Source organism: Natrinema sp. DC36 (assembly GCF_020405225.1).
Lineage (GTDB): Archaea > Halobacteriota > Halobacteria > Halobacteriales > Natrialbaceae > Natrinema.
Genome location: NZ_CP084472.1, coordinates 1,494,339 through 1,511,717 on the forward strand (window position 1 = coordinate 1,494,339; position 17,379 = coordinate 1,511,717).

16 protein-coding genes are annotated in these 17,379 nt (G+C 64.8%); 7 read left to right on the top strand and 9 right to left on the bottom strand.

The features are described 5' to 3' along the window. The first annotated feature begins 32 nt into the window (after window positions 1–32). The gene (locus LDH74_RS08055; protein WP_226041992.1) at window positions 33–281 is read left to right on the top strand and encodes a hypothetical protein; all 249 of its coding nucleotides are present in this window, start codon (window positions 33–35) and stop codon (window positions 279–281) included. Window positions 282–317: 36 nt separating this feature from the next. Here LDH74_RS08055 and LDH74_RS08060 read toward each other — a convergent pair whose 3' ends face one another. Further along, complete coding sequence (locus LDH74_RS08060; protein ID WP_226041993.1) at window positions 318–1,178, bottom strand: UbiA family prenyltransferase; 861 nt, start codon at window positions 1,176–1,178, stop codon at window positions 318–320. A gap of 109 nt (window positions 1,179–1,287) precedes the next feature. Between LDH74_RS08060 and LDH74_RS08065 the strand changes: the two genes are divergently transcribed. Continuing rightward, the gene (locus tag LDH74_RS08065) at window positions 1,288–2,976 is read left to right on the top strand and encodes a thiamine pyrophosphate-binding protein (RefSeq protein WP_226041994.1); all 1,689 of its coding nucleotides are present in this window, start codon (window positions 1,288–1,290) and stop codon (window positions 2,974–2,976) included. A 13-nt stretch (window positions 2,977–2,989) separates the two neighbouring features. On the opposite strand, the gene LDH74_RS08070 is transcribed toward LDH74_RS08065, so the two are convergent. The 3 genes from LDH74_RS08070 to LDH74_RS08080 all read right to left on the bottom strand — a co-directional run bounded on the left by LDH74_RS08070 (window position 2,990) and on the right by LDH74_RS08080 (window position 7,139). Then, a complete protein-coding gene (locus LDH74_RS08070) occupies window positions 2,990–4,537 on the bottom strand; it encodes a TrkH family potassium uptake protein (RefSeq protein ID WP_226041995.1) in 1,548 nt (515 codons plus the stop codon). A 137-nt stretch (window positions 4,538–4,674) separates the two neighbouring features. After that, window positions 4,675–5,574: a hypothetical protein gene (locus LDH74_RS08075; RefSeq protein ID WP_226041996.1), complete on the bottom strand. Its 900-nt coding sequence runs from the start codon at window positions 5,572–5,574 to the stop codon at window positions 4,675–4,677. A gap of 137 nt (window positions 5,575–5,711) precedes the next feature. After that, a complete protein-coding gene (locus LDH74_RS08080; protein WP_226041997.1) occupies window positions 5,712–7,139 on the bottom strand; it encodes an FAD-linked oxidase C-terminal domain-containing protein in 1,428 nt (475 codons plus the stop codon). Window positions 7,140–7,457: 318 nt separating this feature from the next. Between LDH74_RS08080 and LDH74_RS08085 the strand changes: the two genes are divergently transcribed. Together LDH74_RS08085 and LDH74_RS08090 are read left to right on the top strand one after the other, a co-directional pair. Further along, window positions 7,458–8,465, top strand: a complete 1,008-nt coding sequence (locus tag LDH74_RS08085; protein WP_226041998.1) for a TIGR04024 family LLM class F420-dependent oxidoreductase — start codon at window positions 7,458–7,460, stop codon at window positions 8,463–8,465. 87 nt (window positions 8,466–8,552) lie between these two features. After that, window positions 8,553–8,957: a hypothetical protein gene (locus tag LDH74_RS08090; protein WP_226041999.1), complete on the top strand. Its 405-nt coding sequence runs from the start codon at window positions 8,553–8,555 to the stop codon at window positions 8,955–8,957. A 79-nt stretch (window positions 8,958–9,036) separates the two neighbouring features. Here the strand turns inward: LDH74_RS08090 and LDH74_RS08095 are convergent, their stop codons facing one another. Next, window positions 9,037–10,002, bottom strand: coding sequence for an NADPH:quinone reductase (locus tag LDH74_RS08095; protein WP_226042000.1), 966 nt, complete (start codon window positions 10,000–10,002; stop codon window positions 9,037–9,039). A 174-nt stretch (window positions 10,003–10,176) separates the two neighbouring features. Here LDH74_RS08095 and LDH74_RS26450 point away from each other — a divergent pair, with 174 nt between their 5' ends. Then, complete coding sequence (locus LDH74_RS26450) at window positions 10,177–10,305, top strand: hypothetical protein (protein WP_255680961.1); 129 nt, start codon at window positions 10,177–10,179, stop codon at window positions 10,303–10,305. A gap of 726 nt (window positions 10,306–11,031) precedes the next feature. Here the strand turns inward: LDH74_RS26450 and LDH74_RS08100 are convergent. After that, entirely contained in the window at window positions 11,032–12,153 is a 1,122-nt protein-coding gene (locus tag LDH74_RS08100; RefSeq protein ID WP_226042001.1) for a pyridoxal phosphate-dependent aminotransferase, read from the bottom strand. A 182-nt stretch (window positions 12,154–12,335) separates the two neighbouring features. On the opposite strand from LDH74_RS08100, the gene LDH74_RS08105 reads away from it, so the two are divergent. Further along, window positions 12,336–13,004 carry a DUF6517 family protein gene (locus LDH74_RS08105; protein WP_226042002.1) on the top strand — a complete coding sequence of 223 codons (669 nt, stop codon included), beginning with the start codon at window positions 12,336–12,338 and terminating at the stop codon, window positions 13,002–13,004. A 244-nt stretch (window positions 13,005–13,248) separates the two neighbouring features. On the opposite strand, the gene LDH74_RS08110 is transcribed toward LDH74_RS08105, so the two are convergent. Together LDH74_RS08110 and LDH74_RS08115 are read right to left on the bottom strand one after the other, a co-directional pair. Then, window positions 13,249–14,115 (bottom strand): 2-oxoacid:ferredoxin oxidoreductase subunit beta, encoded by an 867-nt coding sequence (locus LDH74_RS08110; RefSeq protein WP_226042003.1) that lies wholly within the window; start codon window positions 14,113–14,115, stop codon window positions 13,249–13,251. Beyond that, complete coding sequence (locus tag LDH74_RS08115) at window positions 14,115–15,869, bottom strand: 2-oxoacid:acceptor oxidoreductase subunit alpha (RefSeq protein ID WP_226042004.1); 1,755 nt, start codon at window positions 15,867–15,869, stop codon at window positions 14,115–14,117. The genes LDH74_RS08110 and LDH74_RS08115 overlap by 1 nt, the downstream gene beginning before the upstream one ends. Before the next feature lie 299 nt (window positions 15,870–16,168). On the opposite strand from LDH74_RS08115, the gene LDH74_RS08120 reads away from it, so the two are divergent. After that, on the top strand, window positions 16,169–16,807 hold the full coding sequence (locus LDH74_RS08120) for an FAD-dependent oxidoreductase (protein ID WP_226042005.1): 639 nt from the start codon (window positions 16,169–16,171) through the stop codon (window positions 16,805–16,807). Window positions 16,808–16,866: 59 nt separating this feature from the next. Here the strand turns inward: LDH74_RS08120 and LDH74_RS08125 are convergent, their stop codons facing one another. Continuing rightward, window positions 16,867–17,343: a DoxX family membrane protein gene (locus LDH74_RS08125; RefSeq protein WP_226042006.1), complete on the bottom strand. Its 477-nt coding sequence runs from the start codon at window positions 17,341–17,343 to the stop codon at window positions 16,867–16,869. Between the last annotated feature and the right edge of the window lie 36 nt (window positions 17,344–17,379).

The window sequence follows — 17,379 nt, forward strand, 5'->3', positions numbered from 1 at the left end:
GAGTATTTGCTCACTGGCGACCTACACCGACCATGACGCCCCGTTCAACCCGCGTTCCCGACCCCCGTCGCGAGCGAACGACGGCTCAGTTGGCCGTCCTCACCGATCGACTCGAGGCGACGGAACGTCGCCAGCAGCAGTTACAGAACACGCTGGCCGGGCTCGCCCGGGAAGTCGGCGTCTCCGTCGGCTGTGTATGCGGGCACTGCGACGAGAGCCACACGCTCATCAAAGACGGCACGATGTACTGTCCGAGGTGTGGCTACCGGCGATCGGTGTAGGCCGCCTCGAGTACCCGAACGTCGGACCGGGGTCGCTCACACCAGAGTACCGAGCGGATCGAACCGAACCGCGGCCACGAGGACCGCGAGGAAGACGTAGGAGCCGCGGATGAGGAGCATGGTCGCGAGTTCGGGGTCCGCCCGTCGCGCGACGATTGCGACGGCGGCGAACGCGAGCGCCGCGAGCAGCGACGTGAGGGGAAAGATGCGAACGAGGGCCAACGCGGCGACGGTCACGACCGCAGCGATCATCAGCCCGTAGGCGACGTCGTGGGCCCGGTCGGGACCGACGGCGACCGCGACGGTCCGTTTCTCGATCGACCGGTCGTACGCGTAGTCCTGCGTGTCGTCGATCACCTTGATCCCGGAGAGGAGCGTGAGGAAGACGACGGCGAAACCGAGCGGAATGAGCCCGATAGTCCCTGCCTGCACGTAGAACCCCCCGAGCACGGAGAGGGCGATACCCAGGGGGTAGCCGGTCGTCGCCGTCACCGGGTTCGTGTCGAGTTGCGGCGCGTGGTGGTAGGCGATCAGCCACGTTGGAACGACCAGCGCGACCGCGACCGGACCGACGAGAATTCCCAGGACCACGCAACACAGCACGAACACCGCCGTCGACAGCCCGAGTGCGATCCGACAGCCGCGTTCGGTCAACGGATGGTCGTCGTCCTCGCCGCGGACGTGGAAATCGACGTAGCCGTCTTTCACGTGCGCCGTGTAGACCGCGGCGAACATCGCGACGACGTGAACCGCCGCGGTCAGCGGGTCGACGGTTCCGGCGAGGATCGCGCCGAACAGCGAGGCCGCGAGCGGCGGCGTCATGAAGACGGGATGAACCTGCGACCAGAGCGCTCGAGCGGTCGCGTCGACTCCGGTGGCGTCCCTCGCGAGGGCCATATGCGAGCGACAACGAACTGAAGTATAATACCCGGGCCGGGGCCGCACGAGCTGGAACCAACCCGCCGGAACACACAATTTGATGTGAGATGGCGTGCCACGAGGGAGCATGGCAGATAGCTATACGGGTGCGGATCTCTTCACCGACGCTCTCGAGTCGTACGGCGTCAACTACGTCTTCGGCAATCCGGGAACGACCGAACTGCCGATCATGGACGCGATCAGTCGAAGCGATCTCGAGTACCGGCTCGGACTCCACGAGGACATCGCGGTGGGGATGGCCGGCGGTTACGCCCAGCGGCGACGGTACCACGCCCACCACGACGACTCGATCACCCCGGTCGGCGTGGCGAACCTCCACATCGCTCCCGGACTGGCCCACGGGCTTGGGAACCTCTACGCGGCCAAAATCGCCGGCGCGCCGCTGGTCGTGACGGCGGGGAATCACAGCACGGACTTCCGCCACGAGGAGCCGATCCTCTCGGGCGATCTGGTCGACATGGCCGACCAGTTCTGCAAGTGGTCCGACGAGGTACTGGACGTCTCGGCGCTGCCGACGATGCTCCGCCGGGCGTTCCGGATCGCGATGACGCCCCCGACCGGCCCCGTCTTCCTCGGGCTGCCCCTCGACGTGATGCTCGAGGAAACCGACGCCGAGCCGGAACGACTCGGCCCGATTCCGAACGCGGGCAGCGGCGATCCGTCACAACTCGAGCACGCCGCCGACCTGCTGGCCGACGCAGAGGATCCGGTGATGGTCGTCGGGGACCACGTCGCCCGCTCCGGAGCCGACGCCGTCGCCGCGGCCGTCGAACTCGCGGAGGCGACGGGCGCTCGCGTCCACGGGGAGATCCTCTCCTGCGAGGTGGACTTCCCCACCGATCACGAGCAGTGGGTCTCCTACCTGCCGACCAGCGAGAGCCTGGCTGCGATGTTGATGGACACCGATACGATCATGTTCGCGGGCTGTTCGACGAACACGACGCTGACGCGCCACGAGGAGGCGCTGGTCGACCCCGACACGACCTGCATCCACCTGAGCGACGACGCCTGGCAGGTCGGCAAGAATCAGCCCGCCGACGCGGCAGTGATCGGCGATCCGGGGCTCGTTTTGCAGGGTCTCACCGAGCGCGTTCGCGGGAAGCTCTCGGACGATATCGTGGCGGACCGACTCGAGGCGGTCGCCGAGGTCAAGGAAACCGTCGAGTCCCAGATGGCCGGCTACGGCGAGGCCGACGGAGACGATCCGCGGTCGTCGAAGGCCGAACTGGTCGACGCCATGGAGCGCGTGGCCGGCGACGCGGCCATCGTCGACGAGGGCGTCACCTCGAAGTACGCCATGCTAACGCGCTGGGATCTCGCGCCCGAACAGTACATGTCGAACAAGGGGGGTGGACTCGGCTACGGGCTGCCAGCAGCGGTCGGTGCCGCCGTCGCCGAGGAACAGCGAGAGGATCCGCGGGACGTGGTCGGCTTCATCGGCGACGGCTCCTACCAGTACTACCCCCACTCGATCTACAGCGCCGCCCGATACGATCTGGACCTGACGGTCGTCATCTCGGACAACCGCAACTACCGGATCCTGAAGGACAATACGCTCCACCTCATGGGCGGGGAGGAAGACGACTACGAGTTCGTTGGAATGGACTTCGAGCCGGCGGTCGACCTCGTGAAAAACGCCGAAAGTCACGGCGCGCGCGCCGAACGTATCGAGACGCCGGACGGTATCGAGGGCGCGCTCGAGGACGCGCTGACCCGCGAGGGACCGGACGTGCTGGACGTGCTGGTCCAGGACTGAGCCTCGGCGGCCGCTACGAACGCCAGTACGCCGGCGTCAGGATCACCAGCACGGAGAGGATCTCGAGCCGGCCGATCCACATCAGGAAGATCATGTACAGCTTCGAGAGCCGCGAGAACGGCTCGTAGCTGTTCATCGGTCCGACGACGCCGACGCCCGGGCCGATGTTCCCGAGCGTCGCGATCGTCGCGCTCGTGGCCTCGAGTCCCGACAGCGAGAGGCCGGGTGTTCGGTGCGCATCGAGAAAGAGCAGGACGGTCGAGACGGCGAACAGCGTTAGAAAGAGGAGCACGAAGACGAAGATGCCGTGGATCGCTTCCTCGCCGATAACGTCGCCCGTGTCACCCATCCGAACCGGCCGAATCGCCTGCGGGTGGACGGTCGTAAACAGTTCTCGCTGAATGGACTTCCCGACGACGTACCAGCGGATGATCTTGATCGATCCGGCCGCGGATCCCGCCGACCCGCCGAGGAACATCGCGAACAGGAGAATCACCTGCGTCGACTCGCTCCACGCGTTGAAGTCCATGCTGGCGTAGCCCGTCGTCGTCACGATCGCGAGCGTCTGGAAGAGTCCGTGGCGCAGCGAGCGCTCGAGACTTCCCGGAATCGCGGCGACGTTCTCCGGCACTGTCTCGAGGCCGACTCCGAGAAAGAGGAGCAGGGAGAGGAGACCGCCGATGACACCCATCGACAGAATATACGATCGGAACTCGGCGTTGCTCGTCAGGCGTTCGGGGTGGCCGCGCCAGGCGTACCAGTAGAGCGCGAAGTTCGCCCCGGCGACGATCATGAAGACCATGACCGCCCACTGGACGATTGGTTCGAACGCCTCGACGCTACGTCCCTCCGGCGAGAACCCGCCGGTCGGCAGCGACGTGAGCGCGTGGGAGACGGCGTTGTAAAACGTCATGTTCGGGGCCAGCCCGGCGAGATGGAGCCCGTAGTAGACGGCCACCGCTGCGAGCGTGAACCAGGCGTAGATCAGCCAGAGCGCTCGCGCCGTTTGCCTGATTCGCGGCGTTAACTTCTCGACCTGTAGCCCCGGTGATTCCTCCCGAATGAGCTGCGTGCCACCGACGGAGAGCTCAGAGAGGATCGCGACCATGAGCACGATGATTCCCATCCCGCCGAGCCACTGGGTGAGCTGTCGCCACAGCATGATCGACCGCGAGTGGGTCTCGACGGAAATCTCGCCCATGACCGTCGCGCCGGTCGTCGTGAACCCGCTCATGCTTTCGAACAGCGCGTTGACGGGATGTGCGATCGTCCCCGTCCCGGCGACGAGATACGGGATCATCCCGACGAGCGGGAGCACTAACCACGTCAGTGCGACGAGCAAGAACGCTTCGCGGTGCTCGAGGTCCGGATCGGGCTCGAGGCGCTCGAGACCCGTCCCGACGGCGACGGCGACGACGAGTGCGACGAGAAACGGAAGCGGACTCTCCCGGTAGAACAGTGCGACGGCCGTCGGAAACAGCAGGGAAAGCGAGAGATACTTCAGCACCGTGCCGAGGAGACTCAAACTGGACCGGACGTCGACGTGAATCCTTCCTCTCATTCTAAATATCAACCTGGTGGAAGCGAGGCGCGCTTCTCGCTCGACCGAACGTAACTACCTCCGACAGATTCGATGTACAGCAATAAAAACTGTGTCTCGAGACCGCCTCGGCCGAGAAACGGGGAAGTCCACGGGCGTCACGAAAAGAACTGCTGGTGGTGTTCGGCCATTGCCGCTCGAGACGTTTCCGAGAACGCGGCGATATAGTCCATGTTGAAGTACGACCAGGCCTCGTCGGCGGGATCCGCGTAGACGTCGATCGCATCGGTTTCGGTCGCAAACTGGTGATTTCGCGGCGTGTTCCGACTTTCCATCGCCGAGTAGCCCGTGGCCATCGGCGTGATCCCGTGTCGGACGAACCAGCCGCTGGCTGCGGGATGGTCCTGAGCGCCACAGCTGTGTGCGCGAACCACCGGTGAGCGGTCGCGGTCGGGTTCGTCGGACGGATAGTACGGAAAGTCGGCCCAACCGATGACGGCGTGCCCGCACTCGTGGGCCGCGAAGTTCCGAACGAGTTCCCGCGGCGTCCTGAATCGCCAGCCCAGCAGGTCGACGAGTTCGGTATTGACGTAGCCGTACGCGCCGGGCGCCGCGTATTCGCTCCCGTCGTGTCCCGCGTACGCACGCATCGCACCCGCGGTCGTCGTTCCGTCTTCGACGACGAACAGCGTCACCGTTTCCGGCGTCCGATCGGACCGGAGCGCGTCGTCGGTTTCGATCGCATCGAGAGTTTCACCGTGCGACGGAGACACGTCGAACGTCGCGACCGAGGATTCGTCCGTCGTCACCTCGGCTACCCCCGGCGTCGCGTCCCTCCACGCCTCGGCGAACAGCTCGACGCCCTCGAAGACGGACTCGAGCGCGTCGTCGGTCGGCTCGACGGAGTCGTGGCGGACGACTTCGATCGTCAGATCGCCGTCACCGACGGCCGCAGAGCCGGCTCCCGATGCGACGACCGTCCCGGCGACTGCGGTACACGCACACGTGAGAAATCGGCGGCGGTCGAGTGTGGGCCGCCGGTGATCCATCGGAGTCATGATCGAATGCAATCCCTTCCGAGAGAAAAGACAGACCACTCATATCGTCCTTCCGGCCGACAGCAACGGTCACGCCAACGACCAGACATCGTGATTCCGGTTGACTGCGAGGTCACCGCCGAGCGAGGCGACCGCGTCTAACGGTCCCGACCGTTGATCCGTTCGCCGGCGGCCGTTTCGGGGAATATCTTCCCGGGGTTGAGCGTATCGGTCGGATCGAGCGCCCGCTTGATCGTCCGCATGGCCTCGACCGCGCCGGCCCCGTGTTCGGGCTCGAGGTATTCCCGTTTCCCCTGTCCGATACCGTGCTCTCCCGTTGCGGTTCCGCCCAGTTCGATCGCGAGCTCCACTATCTCTCGATAACACTCTTCGCCGCGTTCGACCTGCTCGGGATCGTCGGGGTCGACGAGGACGCTGTAGTGGAGGTTGCCGTCGCCCGCGTGGCCGAAACAGGGGACGAGGAGGTCGTACTCGTCGGCCAGCCGTTTCGCCTCCCGGACGACCGTCGGATAGGAACTGATCGGCACCGTCACGTCGCCGGGGTGGAGCGGCTCGAGGGTGGGATCGTAGCTCGCGACGGCGTAGGCCAGTTCCCTCCGCGCCCGCCAGAGGGCGTCCATCTCGTCATCGTCGTCGCTCATCTCGAATCGGGCGACGTCGTGATCTTCGAAGATCGTCCGGCAGAGGTCGATCTCTTCCTCGATGCCGTGATTGGCGTGAAACTCGAGGAAGACCATCGGCGCGTCGGGGAGCTCGCTGCCGAGATACTCGTTGGCCATCGTCGCGCTCAGCCCGTCGACGAGTTCGATTCGGGCGACGCCGACGTCTGTTCGAACCGCGTCGAACACTGCTTCGGTCGCGTCGTCGAGCGTCTCGAAGATCGCTCGGCCGCCGCGGATCTGCTCGGGGCGGCCCGCCAGTTCCAGCGTCGCCTCGGTGACGACGGCCAGCGTCCCCTCGCTGCCGACGATGAGGTCGGTCAGGTTGTAGCCGCTCGAGGTTTTGATGGCGCGCGAGCCCGTTCGGACGACGGTGCCGTCGGCGAGAACGGCCTCGAGGCCGAGTACCCAATCGGCGACCTCGCCGTACCGGACGGTCTGCATGCCGCTGGCGTCGGTCGCGATCATTCCACCGATCGTCGAGATGTCGCCGGAGGAGGGCAACGGCGGGAAGAACAGGCCGTCACCGGCGACGCGCTCGTCGACGTCGGAGCCGATGATCCCCGGCCCGACATCGATCTGGAAGTCGTCGGGCCGGTAGTCGGCGACTGCGTCCATCCGCGTGAGATCGAGGCTGATGCCGCCGTGGGCCGGGACGGCGTTGCCCTCGAGTCCCGTCCCAGCGGCGTAGGGTGTCACGGGGACGCCGCGATCGGTCGCAGCGGCGAGCACGGCCGAGACGTCGTCCGTACACTCGGGCCAGACGACGGCGTCCGGGAGAACGCCGCCACCGTCGTTTTGCTCCGTTCCGAAGTCCGTAGCGTGCGATTCGCGTCGTCCGTTCGCGAACGAGAGCTGATCCTCTGCGAGATCGAGCGTCTCGAGAAACGCACAGTCGTATGTCATACGCCCACGTTAGTCACTACCGATATCAACGTTTCCCACCGTTTCGAAGGGAGCGGAAGTCGAACGGGTCAAACGCGTCCGACACCACCTCGCGGAAGACGATGAGCCGGTTCACGACTTGGCGCGCGATCACCTCGAGGCGGTCCGGCAGCCGTATACCGAAATCCTGGATCGGTGACCGCGGCGACCGATTGTCGCGGCAACCGTTCGTCCCGGGTGACTAGATGGAAACGCTACAAATTTATGTGAATGGGTGACGCGGTGTGTGGTGATGGCAGTACGACGAGCGATCCGACGGCAGACGTGGAGGGGAGCACTATGAACGCTGAACTAGATCTGCTAGTGCGACTCGGCGACTACGATCGGCCCCAGGGCGTCGCCGAGCGGGCCGTTCAGGCCGAGGAACTGGGTTTCGACCGGATCACGGTCGGCGAGACGACCGGCTGGAACATCGTGCCGCCGCTGACGCTGGCAGCCGAGCGGACCGAAGAACTCGGTATCTCCAACGACGTGATTTCGCCGTACGGGCGAACGCCGTCGATGCTCGCCCAGACGGCGCTCACGATGCAGGACGTGGCGGACGGCCGGTTCCGATTCGGAATCGGCCCGAGTTCGCCCGCGATCACCGAGCGTTGGCACGGCCAGGAGTTCGACCGACCGCTGCGCCGGACCCGCGAAGTGATCGACGTGCTGCGAAACGTCTACGAGGAGGGCAATCCCTCGTACGACGGCGAAATATTCGACATTCCCGGATTGGGCTACGAGCGGGGGCCCCACGAGAACCCGCCACCGATCGACGTCGGGACCCTCGGACCCAAGGCCACCGAGATGGCCGGGCGCTTCGGCGACGGATGGGCCCCCCAGCTATTCACGACAGACGGGCTTCGAGACCGCCTCGAGGATCTGGAACGCGGTGCCGAGTTAGGGGAGAAGAGTCTCTCGGACCTGCGGGTGGCTCCGATCGTTCGCGGGATCGCAGCCGAGGACCGCGAGGAAGCACGCGCGAAGGCTCGCAGCACCGTCGCCTTCCTGCTCGGGGCGTACGGCCCCTACTACGGGAACTCGGTCGCCGAGCAGGGCTATCCCGACGTCGTCGAGGAGATCCGCGCCGCCTGGGAGGAGAGAGATACCGACGCGATGGCTCAGGCGCTCCCCGAAGACGTGCTCGACGAGTTGGCTCCCGCGGGTACCCCCGGCGAGGTTCGCGACTGGATCGAGGCGTACAGCGAGATCGAGGGCGTCGACGCCGTTCGGCTCGGGTTCGTCAACGGGATGTCCGAGGACGACAAGCGGACGACGATGGAAGCGGTCGCCGACCTCGCGTAGTCGGCGACGACCTCGTCTCGAGAAACACGGTAGTGTTTCGATCGGACTCACACGTCGCATATATACCGTCTGGCTCCTACGGGGGGTATGATCCCGCTACTGAATTCACCCGAGAGTCTCACCGCGTTCGGCGATTCGAACGCCGACGCCGTGGATACGGCGATGGATCTGTTGGCGAATCGCCGACGGCGTGCGGTGTTGCAGTATCTCGAGGAGCGCGGCGGCTCCGCCACCCTCACGGAACTCGCGGTGGAGATCGCGACTCGAGAGGCCAAATCGGAACCGAACGCAATCTCGGATCACGGAGATCTCTCCGCGAGGGATCGACGCGCCGTTCGACTATCGCTCCACCACACGCAGATCCCGAAGTTGGCGGCCGCGGAGGTCGTCGACTACGATACTGCGACGGAGACGGTCACGCTCCGCGATCGCGGACGGGCGCTGCTCTCCCGGCAAGAAGCCGTCGACGGCGCTCCACAGGGATTCCGATAGGAGTCGGATCCTGCTGGTCGACCGCCGGGCGGTCCTGCTCGGCACACGATTGGATCGCAGCTCGGTATTCGGCTGCTCGTTACGGCTCGATGACGAGTTTTCCGAGGAAGCTATCCGACATGACGGCCCGCTGGGCGTCGGCTGCCTCCTCGAGGTCGTACGTCCGCGCTACGTCGACCGAGAGGCTCTCGCTAGTCATGAGGTGAGCGACGCCTCGCAGCGGCACGCGCAGGTCCGGCGTATTGAACATACTCATGAACTGGTAGGAGACGTCCTTCGACCGGGCGGCCCCGTCGTTCGTAAAGCCCGGATCGGGACTGTTCTCGCCGATACCGACGACTCGAGCACCGTCTGCGGCCACGTCCGCGTCGAACTGCAGGTAGTCGTCGAGGCGGTGATCGAGTACGGCGTCGACGCCGCCCTCGGACGCCTCGAGCACGGCGTCAGCCAGATCGTCGCGGCCGTAGTCCAGCACCGTTTCGGCTCCGTAGTCGGCGAGGGCGTCGTGGTACTCCTCGGACGCGGTCGTGATCACCCGCGCGCTCACGGCGGCCGCGATCTGAACGGCCGCGTGGCCGACGCCGCCCGAGCCGCCGTGGATTAAGCAGTGTTCGGCGGGCTCGAGGTCGGCGTGGTCGATCAACGCGCGCCAGGCGGTGACGGCGGCGACGCCCGCGCCACCGGCCTCGGTCAGATCCGCGCCGTCGGGGAGGTGGACGACGCGGTCGGTAGGAACCGTCGCGAACTCCGCGTAGGCACCCTGCGCGGCGGCCCCGCCGATACCGGTGCCGTAGACGCGGTCGCCTTCCGCGAAGCCGTCGACGGACTCGCCAACCTCGGCGACGACGCCCGAGAAATCGACGCCGGGCGTAAACGGCACGTCGACCGGCGTGTACGATCCGTCCCGGAAGTAGGTATCGACGGGGTTGACGCCCGCAGCGGCGACCTCGATCAGGAGTTCGTCCGCGGCCGGCTCCGGTCGATCGATTTCGTCTACCTGTAGTACGTCCGCATCGCCGTGTTCGTGGAGGCGTACAGCGCGCATATCGTTCGAGACCACGGATCGGGGCCGTAAAATGGTACACGTGACGGCAGGGGAGACGGCTCCCTCGGAGCGGTATCTCTGCTACTCGAGCGGGACGTGCGCATCAGAGTGCTGTCAGGCCGTTTTGCACCAGCAGGTACAACCCCCGTCCGAACGAGTCCCCTCGCTTTCAGTATGAGCGAATCTGACCAGCAACTGCTCGAGGACACCATCGTCGCCCTCTTCCTCGCGTCGGAAGGCACCGAAGAGGTCGAGTTCATCTGGGAATATGCGTGCCGCATTCACGGGAGATCGGGAGTTTGATAGAAAAGATGCGACGTACCGCAAGACATATATTTTATACTAAGTAGTATAAATTATGGAATATAAAACACTCTTTCGTTTTTTGAGGACAACAGTCGTTCTCTGGCTACTCGTGATCGTGATCTCAGCGGTGGTTTCCCCACCAGACCCCTTCACACAGATTCTGTATGCGATTCCACTGCTGTTTCTCGCCACTGTCATTTCGTATATTCTCACGTACAGAGGCGGGTTCGATTATCTAGAAACGAAATTTTGACCCGGTTCAGTTTGTGCATCCATCGAACAAAGTCTCCGAACCCGTTTCGATACGTTCGCAAGTGGACTGTTCGACTCGAGGAGAACAACGCGGAGTTCCTGCGTATCGTGGCGGCACGGAGTTGCCTCGCCCTCCCCAGCCGATTGCGGTCCTCGCTCCCACGGGTCGCTGCGGTCCTCATCCCTCGCACGGCCTTGTCGGTCGCTCTCGCTGTGCTCACGGTTCCCTGCGGTCACCGTTCGCTATCCGAGGCGCTCACTGTGTTCGCGCCTCGCGACGCTCGCTCGGCCGACAGCGCGCGCCACCGCATATCGGTTCGCGAGTCCGAAGTGAAAACACGGATCGTCTCCCCGTCTCGTTCGATGGAAGACACGACGAGAAAGGACCGATCCACAGAGACCCTCTGCTCCCCGAGTAACGGAATACGGTCGACGCGACAGCAGTACCAACAGTAGGGGCTCGAGAGCGACCTATCGAACGGCTCGAGTCGCGTCGTCCATAATTTCGAGCGCCTCCTTCAGTTCCTCCGTTCCGGTCGCATACGAGAGCCGAGCGTAGCCCGCGCCGTTCGCGCCGAATGCGTCGCCGGGGACGACGACGACGCCGCGCTCGAGCACCTCTTCACACCAGCCGTCGGGGACCTTCGGCATCGCGTAGAAGGCCCCTTCGGGGGTCGGCACCTCGAGGCCGGCGTCGGTGAGCCCGTCGAGCACGAGGTCCCGCCGCTGCTCGAAGGTGTCGACCATCTCCCGAACCCGATCCTGGGGCCCCGTCAGGGCGGCCTCGGCGGCGTACTGTGCGGGCGCGGAGGCACAGGCCTGCCCGTACTGGTGGACGCGAAGCATGCGCTCGATGCGCCGATTCGATGCGACGACCCAGCCGAGTCGCCAGCCGGTCATCGAGTAGGTCTTCGAGCAGGCGCTGACGACGAGGACGTTGTCCGTCTCGGCGAACTCGAGGGGCGAGTGGTGCTCGCCCTCGAACACGATGTGCTCGTAGACCTCGTCGGAGATGCAGAGCACGTCGTGCTCGTCCGCGATGCGGGCGAACTCGCGCATGTCGTCCTCGCTCTGGACGGCTCCCGTCGGGTTCGCGGGGCTATTGACGACGAACGCGGCCGTCTCCGGGGTAATGGCGTCCTCGACCGTCGCGGGATCGAGCGTCAGATCCTCTCGCAACCCAACGGGCTTCGGCGTGCCGTCGGCGATGTGGGTCAGCGCGTCGTAGGAGACGAAACCCGGATCCGGGAAGATCACTTCCTCGCCGGGATCGACGTGGGCCTCGAGCGCGAGATGGAGCGCCTCGCTGCCGCCGGAGGTGGCGATCACGTCTTCGGGGTAGATCTCGAGGCCGTAGTCCCGGTCGTACTTCGCCGAAATCGCCTCTCGAAGCTGCGGGGTGCCCTTGTTCGAGGTGTAGGCGTCGGCCCGCCCGGCCTCGATCGCTTCGATCGCCCCGCGACGGGCGTGGGCGGGCGTCGGGAAGTCCGGTTGGCCGAGGCCGAGGTTGATCGCGTCGTCGCCGGCGGCCTCGAAGACCTCGCGAATCCCGCTGATCGACACCTGCTCGACTCGCGCTGCGAAGTCGGTCATGGCTACATGGGGGCGGCCGATCCCGATAACTCTTCATGTGTTCGTCGGTCCGGGCTCATCGCCCGAACGGTCCCGAACTCCGAACCGTCTCGACCCCAAACCCTCTCGCCCCGTAAACGGTCTTGTCAGCGGTCCTGAAGTAGCCACAAGGGATATGCCGCTCGTAGCGAATCTCTCTTTCAATGACTCTCACTCGCCGATCGGTGCTCGCCGCGGGCGCGACCGGAGCCCTCGCACTGACGGCAGGCTGTCTCGACGTCGTTCTCGGTAACGGGCCCCTCGAGTTCGAATCCGACCGCGTCGCCCCGACCGAGGGCGCGCTCGAGGAGGCCGGCTACGAGGAAAGCGGCGTCAATAACGACGCGATCGAGCGGACGGTCGACCTCCCGGGCGGCATCGAACGCGACGTCCGGGCCGGCGTCTGGCGTTCGGTTTACACGAAGGAGGTCGACTATCTGGGCGAGACGCGCGAGGGAGCCGCCTTCGCGGGCGTCTCGATTCCCGGCATGAAGGTCGCCGGCCGATCGCTCAACCCGCTCGACGATATGTCGAACGGGGAACTCCTCGAGCGGTTTCTGAGCGAGGTTCCCAGCGATCACGGCGATATTTCGAACGTTCAACGCGAGGATTCGTTCGGTCTCGATATCCTCGGCGACGGACGCGAGGTCGACCTGTTCGTCGGCCAGAGCGAACTCGAGGGCGAGACGATCGATATCGAGATCAAGATCACGTCGTTCGAGCACGAGGGCGATCTGCTCGTGTTGCTCGGGACTTACCCGAAGCTGCTCACTGCCGAAGCCGCGAACGTCGAGAAACTGATGGAGTCCGTCGAACACCCCTTCGAGGAGTAGGGTTCGATTCGCAGTCTCGAGTTACGGAACGGGGCACAAATCGGTCGGGTCGGCCGGTTTTAGCCGAACTACAGACGACCGCATTTTCGATTAAACTGGCTGACTTACTAACAGTGAACAGAATGAAGAGTGTATGGATAAACAGTGTGTGGGAAGCTAGCACACGAAACGAGATCGGTACAAACGATCTGCGCACAGCAGGGGTCGTGCGCACAGAACGGAAAGCGAGCAGCGAACGGCGGCGTCAGTAGAACTCGCGGACGAGATCCATCGCGTCCTCGGGCGCGCCGTCGGGGATCTCGGACATGTCCTCGGTGACGCCGTGTTGTTCGTGGTACGGCACGGAGTTTTCGTTCTGGTACATGACTCCCTGGTACTCCTTGTCGCTGTCGAGGATGACTTTCTTTGCGGCCTCGTAGTCGTTCGGATCGTGATCCTCGTCCTCCTGCAGGTCGACGAGACTGTCGCGGAAGTAGTCGTAGGTGTCGACGTCGTTGAACGTGACGCACGGACTGAAGACGTTGACGAAGCCGAAGCCGTCGTGTTCGATGGCCTGCTCGATGATCTCCGCGTGGCGCATCGCGTCCGAACTGAACGACTGCGCGATGAAGCTCGCGCCGGAGGCCATCGCCAGGGCGAGCGGGTTGACCGGCGGCTGCTTGGGCCCTTCGGGGGTCGTGCTGGTCTCGAAGTCCGACCGCGAGGTCGGCGAGGCCTGCCCCTTCGTCAGCCCGTAGATGCGGTTGTCCATGACCACGTAGGTCATGTCGACGTTCCGGCGAACGGCGTGGACGAAGTGACCGGCACCGATCGAGTAGCCGTCACCGTCGCCGCCGGCGACCATGACCTCGATATCGGGACGGGCCATCTTGACGCCGGTGCCGACCGGGAGCGCACGGCCGTGGACCCCGTGAAGGGCGTAGCTGTGCATGTACGTCCCGATCTTGCCGGAACAGCCGATCCCCGCCACCACGAAGGTGTTATCGGGGTCGTTGCCGGTGTTCGCGAGGGCTTTCATCATGCCGTTCATCGTCCCGAAGTCGCCGCATCCGGGACACCACGTCGGCTGCTTGTCGGATTTGAAGTCGGTGAATCGTACGTCGGAGCTCATTATGCTGGTACCTCCTCGGAGAGTTTGTCGGTGATATCGTCTGCGAGTTCGTCGGCCTTGAATCGAACGCCCGTGTACTTGTTGATGCGCTTCACGCGGGTAAGCACGTCGTGTTCGATCACGTCGGCGAACTGTCCGGTCGCGTTACACTCGACGACGATCGTCTCGTCGGCGGCCTCGATCTCCTCGGTCAGGTCCGGCCGCGGGAAGATGTACGGCACCGAGATGACGCGGACGTCGATGCCGTCCGCCTCGAGGTAGTCGAGCGCTTCGATGAGCGCGCCCTCGTTGGACCCCCACGAGATGACGAGGTTGTCGGCGTCCGGGTTCCCGAACTCGCGGTAGTCCCACTCCTCCTCGTTCCGGGCGGTCTCGACCTTGCGGTATCGCTTGTCGACCTGGTGGACGCGCTCGTCTTCTTCCTCCGTCCGGCGGCCGAGCTCGTCGTGCTCGAGGCCGGTGGACATGTGTGCGGCATCGGTCGTCCCGGGGATAGCGCGCGGGCTGACTCCGTCTTCGGTGACGGCGTGGGCGCGGAAGTGACCCTGTGCGTCGAGCCACTCGTCGACCTCGTCTTCGTCGACGAGCTTGCCGCGATCGATCTCGACGTCGTCCATGTCGAAGACCTCCGGCGGGAACGTCTGTTCGGTGACCGACATCGCCAGATCGGAGACCAGGAAGACCGGCGTCTGGTACTTCTCTGCGAGATTGAACGCCTCGACGGTCTTCCAGAAACACTCGGTGATCGACGTGGGGGCGACGACGAACCGCGGGACTTCACCGTGGCCGGCGTACAGCGCCATGTCGAGATCTCCCTGTTCCTGTTTGGTCGGCATCCCAGTCGAGGGACCGGACCGCTGCACGTCGGCGATGACCAGCGGGGTCTCGCTGGTCGCGACCAGGCCGAAGGTCTCGGTCATGAGGTCGATCCCGGCCCCAGACGTCGCGGTCATCGATCGGGCACCGGCACGTGCGGCCCCGAGAGACATGTTGATCGCCGATAACTCGTCTTCCGCCTGCACGACGTGACCGCCGTAGTCTTCGATGCGTTCCGTCAGATACTCCATGATCGACGTCGCGGGCGTGATCGGATAGCCGGCGTAGAACCGGCAGCCAGCGGCGATGGCACCCATGCCGATCGCCTCGTTGCCGTTGAGTAAGACGTAGTCGTTGTCGGTCGTGTCGATGTTGTAGCCGAGGTGGTCCAGGTCGTAGTTCTCCTGGACGTACTCCTGCCCCGCCCGGGCGGCCGCCTTGTTGTTCTCGACGATCTTCGAGCCCTTCCCGCCGAAGCGCTTCTCGAGGGCTTCGTCCAGGTACTCGACGTCGAAGCCGGTGATTTCGCACGCGGCACCGAGCGCGACGATGTTGCGCATGATCGCGCCGCCGGCCTCCTCGGCCAGCGTCTTCAGCGGGACGTCGACTGCGGTCATTTCGTCGGGAATCTCGGCTTCCCACGAGCGCTCGCCGTCGTAGATGATGGCGCTGCCCTCGTGTAGTTCGTCGAGGTTCTCGTCGATCGTCCGCTGTGTGAGCGCGACGAGGATGTCCAGTCGGTCGACGACGCTCTGGACCTGCTCGACCGACGTCCGAATCTTGTAGGCAGTGTACCCGCCGCGGATCCGGGACGCGAAGTCTTTCGACGTGAATACGTGCCGTCCGGCTCGGGAAAGGGCCTGAGCGAAGATTTTACCCGTGGAGTCGATACCGTCGCCGGCCTCGCCTCCGACCGCCCAGTTGAGATCCTCAGCCATGTTATGCTGAGCCTTGCCCCCCATAAATGAAAAGGCTTCTGAAACCCCAACCGGACAACCGCAACGGTGGGTGATATGTTCGATAGCCATGGACAGTTTTCATTAATCGTTACAAATTGCGCCGGTGACGGTTACCAACGGAAAGAAACGGGTAACGCAGTGAATGTGGTATCGAAGTGCACGGTCAGTTTCACCGTCCGTGCCCGCAACACGATCCCGGATCAGGACCGGAATCGAGTCGAACCGGCGGCGGCGATGGAACGGAACGACTTTTCGACCCGCCCCCGAACGGACTCATCATGGAAGGGACGCCAGTCACCGTCGCATCGGTCACCGAAGTCGGTCCGGACACCGTCGCACTCGAACTCGAAACGCCCGACGGGTTCGACGCTCTGCCGGGCCAGTTCGTCTTGCTCCGGGCCAGCCCCGACGACGAGGTTCTTTCGCGTCACTACACGCTCTCGTCGCCGGACGTCGGAGCGACGTTCGAACTCACGGTCGGCATCGATCCCGACGGCGACCTCTCGCCGTGGCTCGCCGACCTCGAGGCCGGTGAAACCGTCCACATCGAGGGACCGTTCGGCAGGATTACGTACGACGGTGCGGGCGACATCGTCGCGGTCGCCGGCGGGCCGGGAATCGGTCCCTCGGTGGCGGTCGCCGAAGCGGCCCACGACGCGGGTCACGACGCCGTCGTAATCTACCGAGCGGACGAACCCGCTCACACCGACCGCCTCGAGGCGCTCGAGAGCGCCGGTGCAACGATTCGGTACGTCGACGTGGACGATGACGACGACCTGACGGACGCGATCGCCACGCACCGCGAGGACGGCCAGCTGTACGCGTTCGGCTTCGACGACTTCGTCACGTTCGTCGCCGAGGCGATCGACGACGCCGGCGGCGACCCGGATGAAGCGTTGATCGAGAACTTCGGCTGACGATCGGCGTCATTGGCTGGCGGACCGCGGGGCCGGTCTCGAGGTGCCGGCCGGCGAACTCACGCGTCGGATTCCGTAGATCGGCCCAGTTGCACGAACGCGAGCGCCGCTCCCAGCAGGGCGGTGTTCTTCGAGAAATCGTTGAGCTGTTGTTGTTTTGCTTCCGGGTCGTCGATGTTCCAGAAGTCGTGCATCAGCGGCGTGGTGGTGACGAAGAATCCGGCGACCGCGGCGGCGGAGGCGGCCGGCACCCGCCACAGCGCGATGCCGATACCGCCGAACAGGAGGCCGCCGCTTATCGCTGGAACCGAAAACGACGGTGCCGGCGCGTTTTTCATCTCGGCGTACTGGACTCGCCCCTCGAGGTTTCGGAGGTTGTCCGTCGCCATGAACGCGAGGACGGCACCGAACAGGACGCGTGCGATCCGAAACAGCCCGCTTTCGGTTATCGAACTAGCGTCCGTCTCCGACCGTCGGCGAGTCTCGCTCGTACTGTCGCGCTGTGTCTCGCGTTGCAGAAGCTTGCTTATACTCATACGCTCGCGTATACGCGCGGCGGGTTTCAGTCCGAC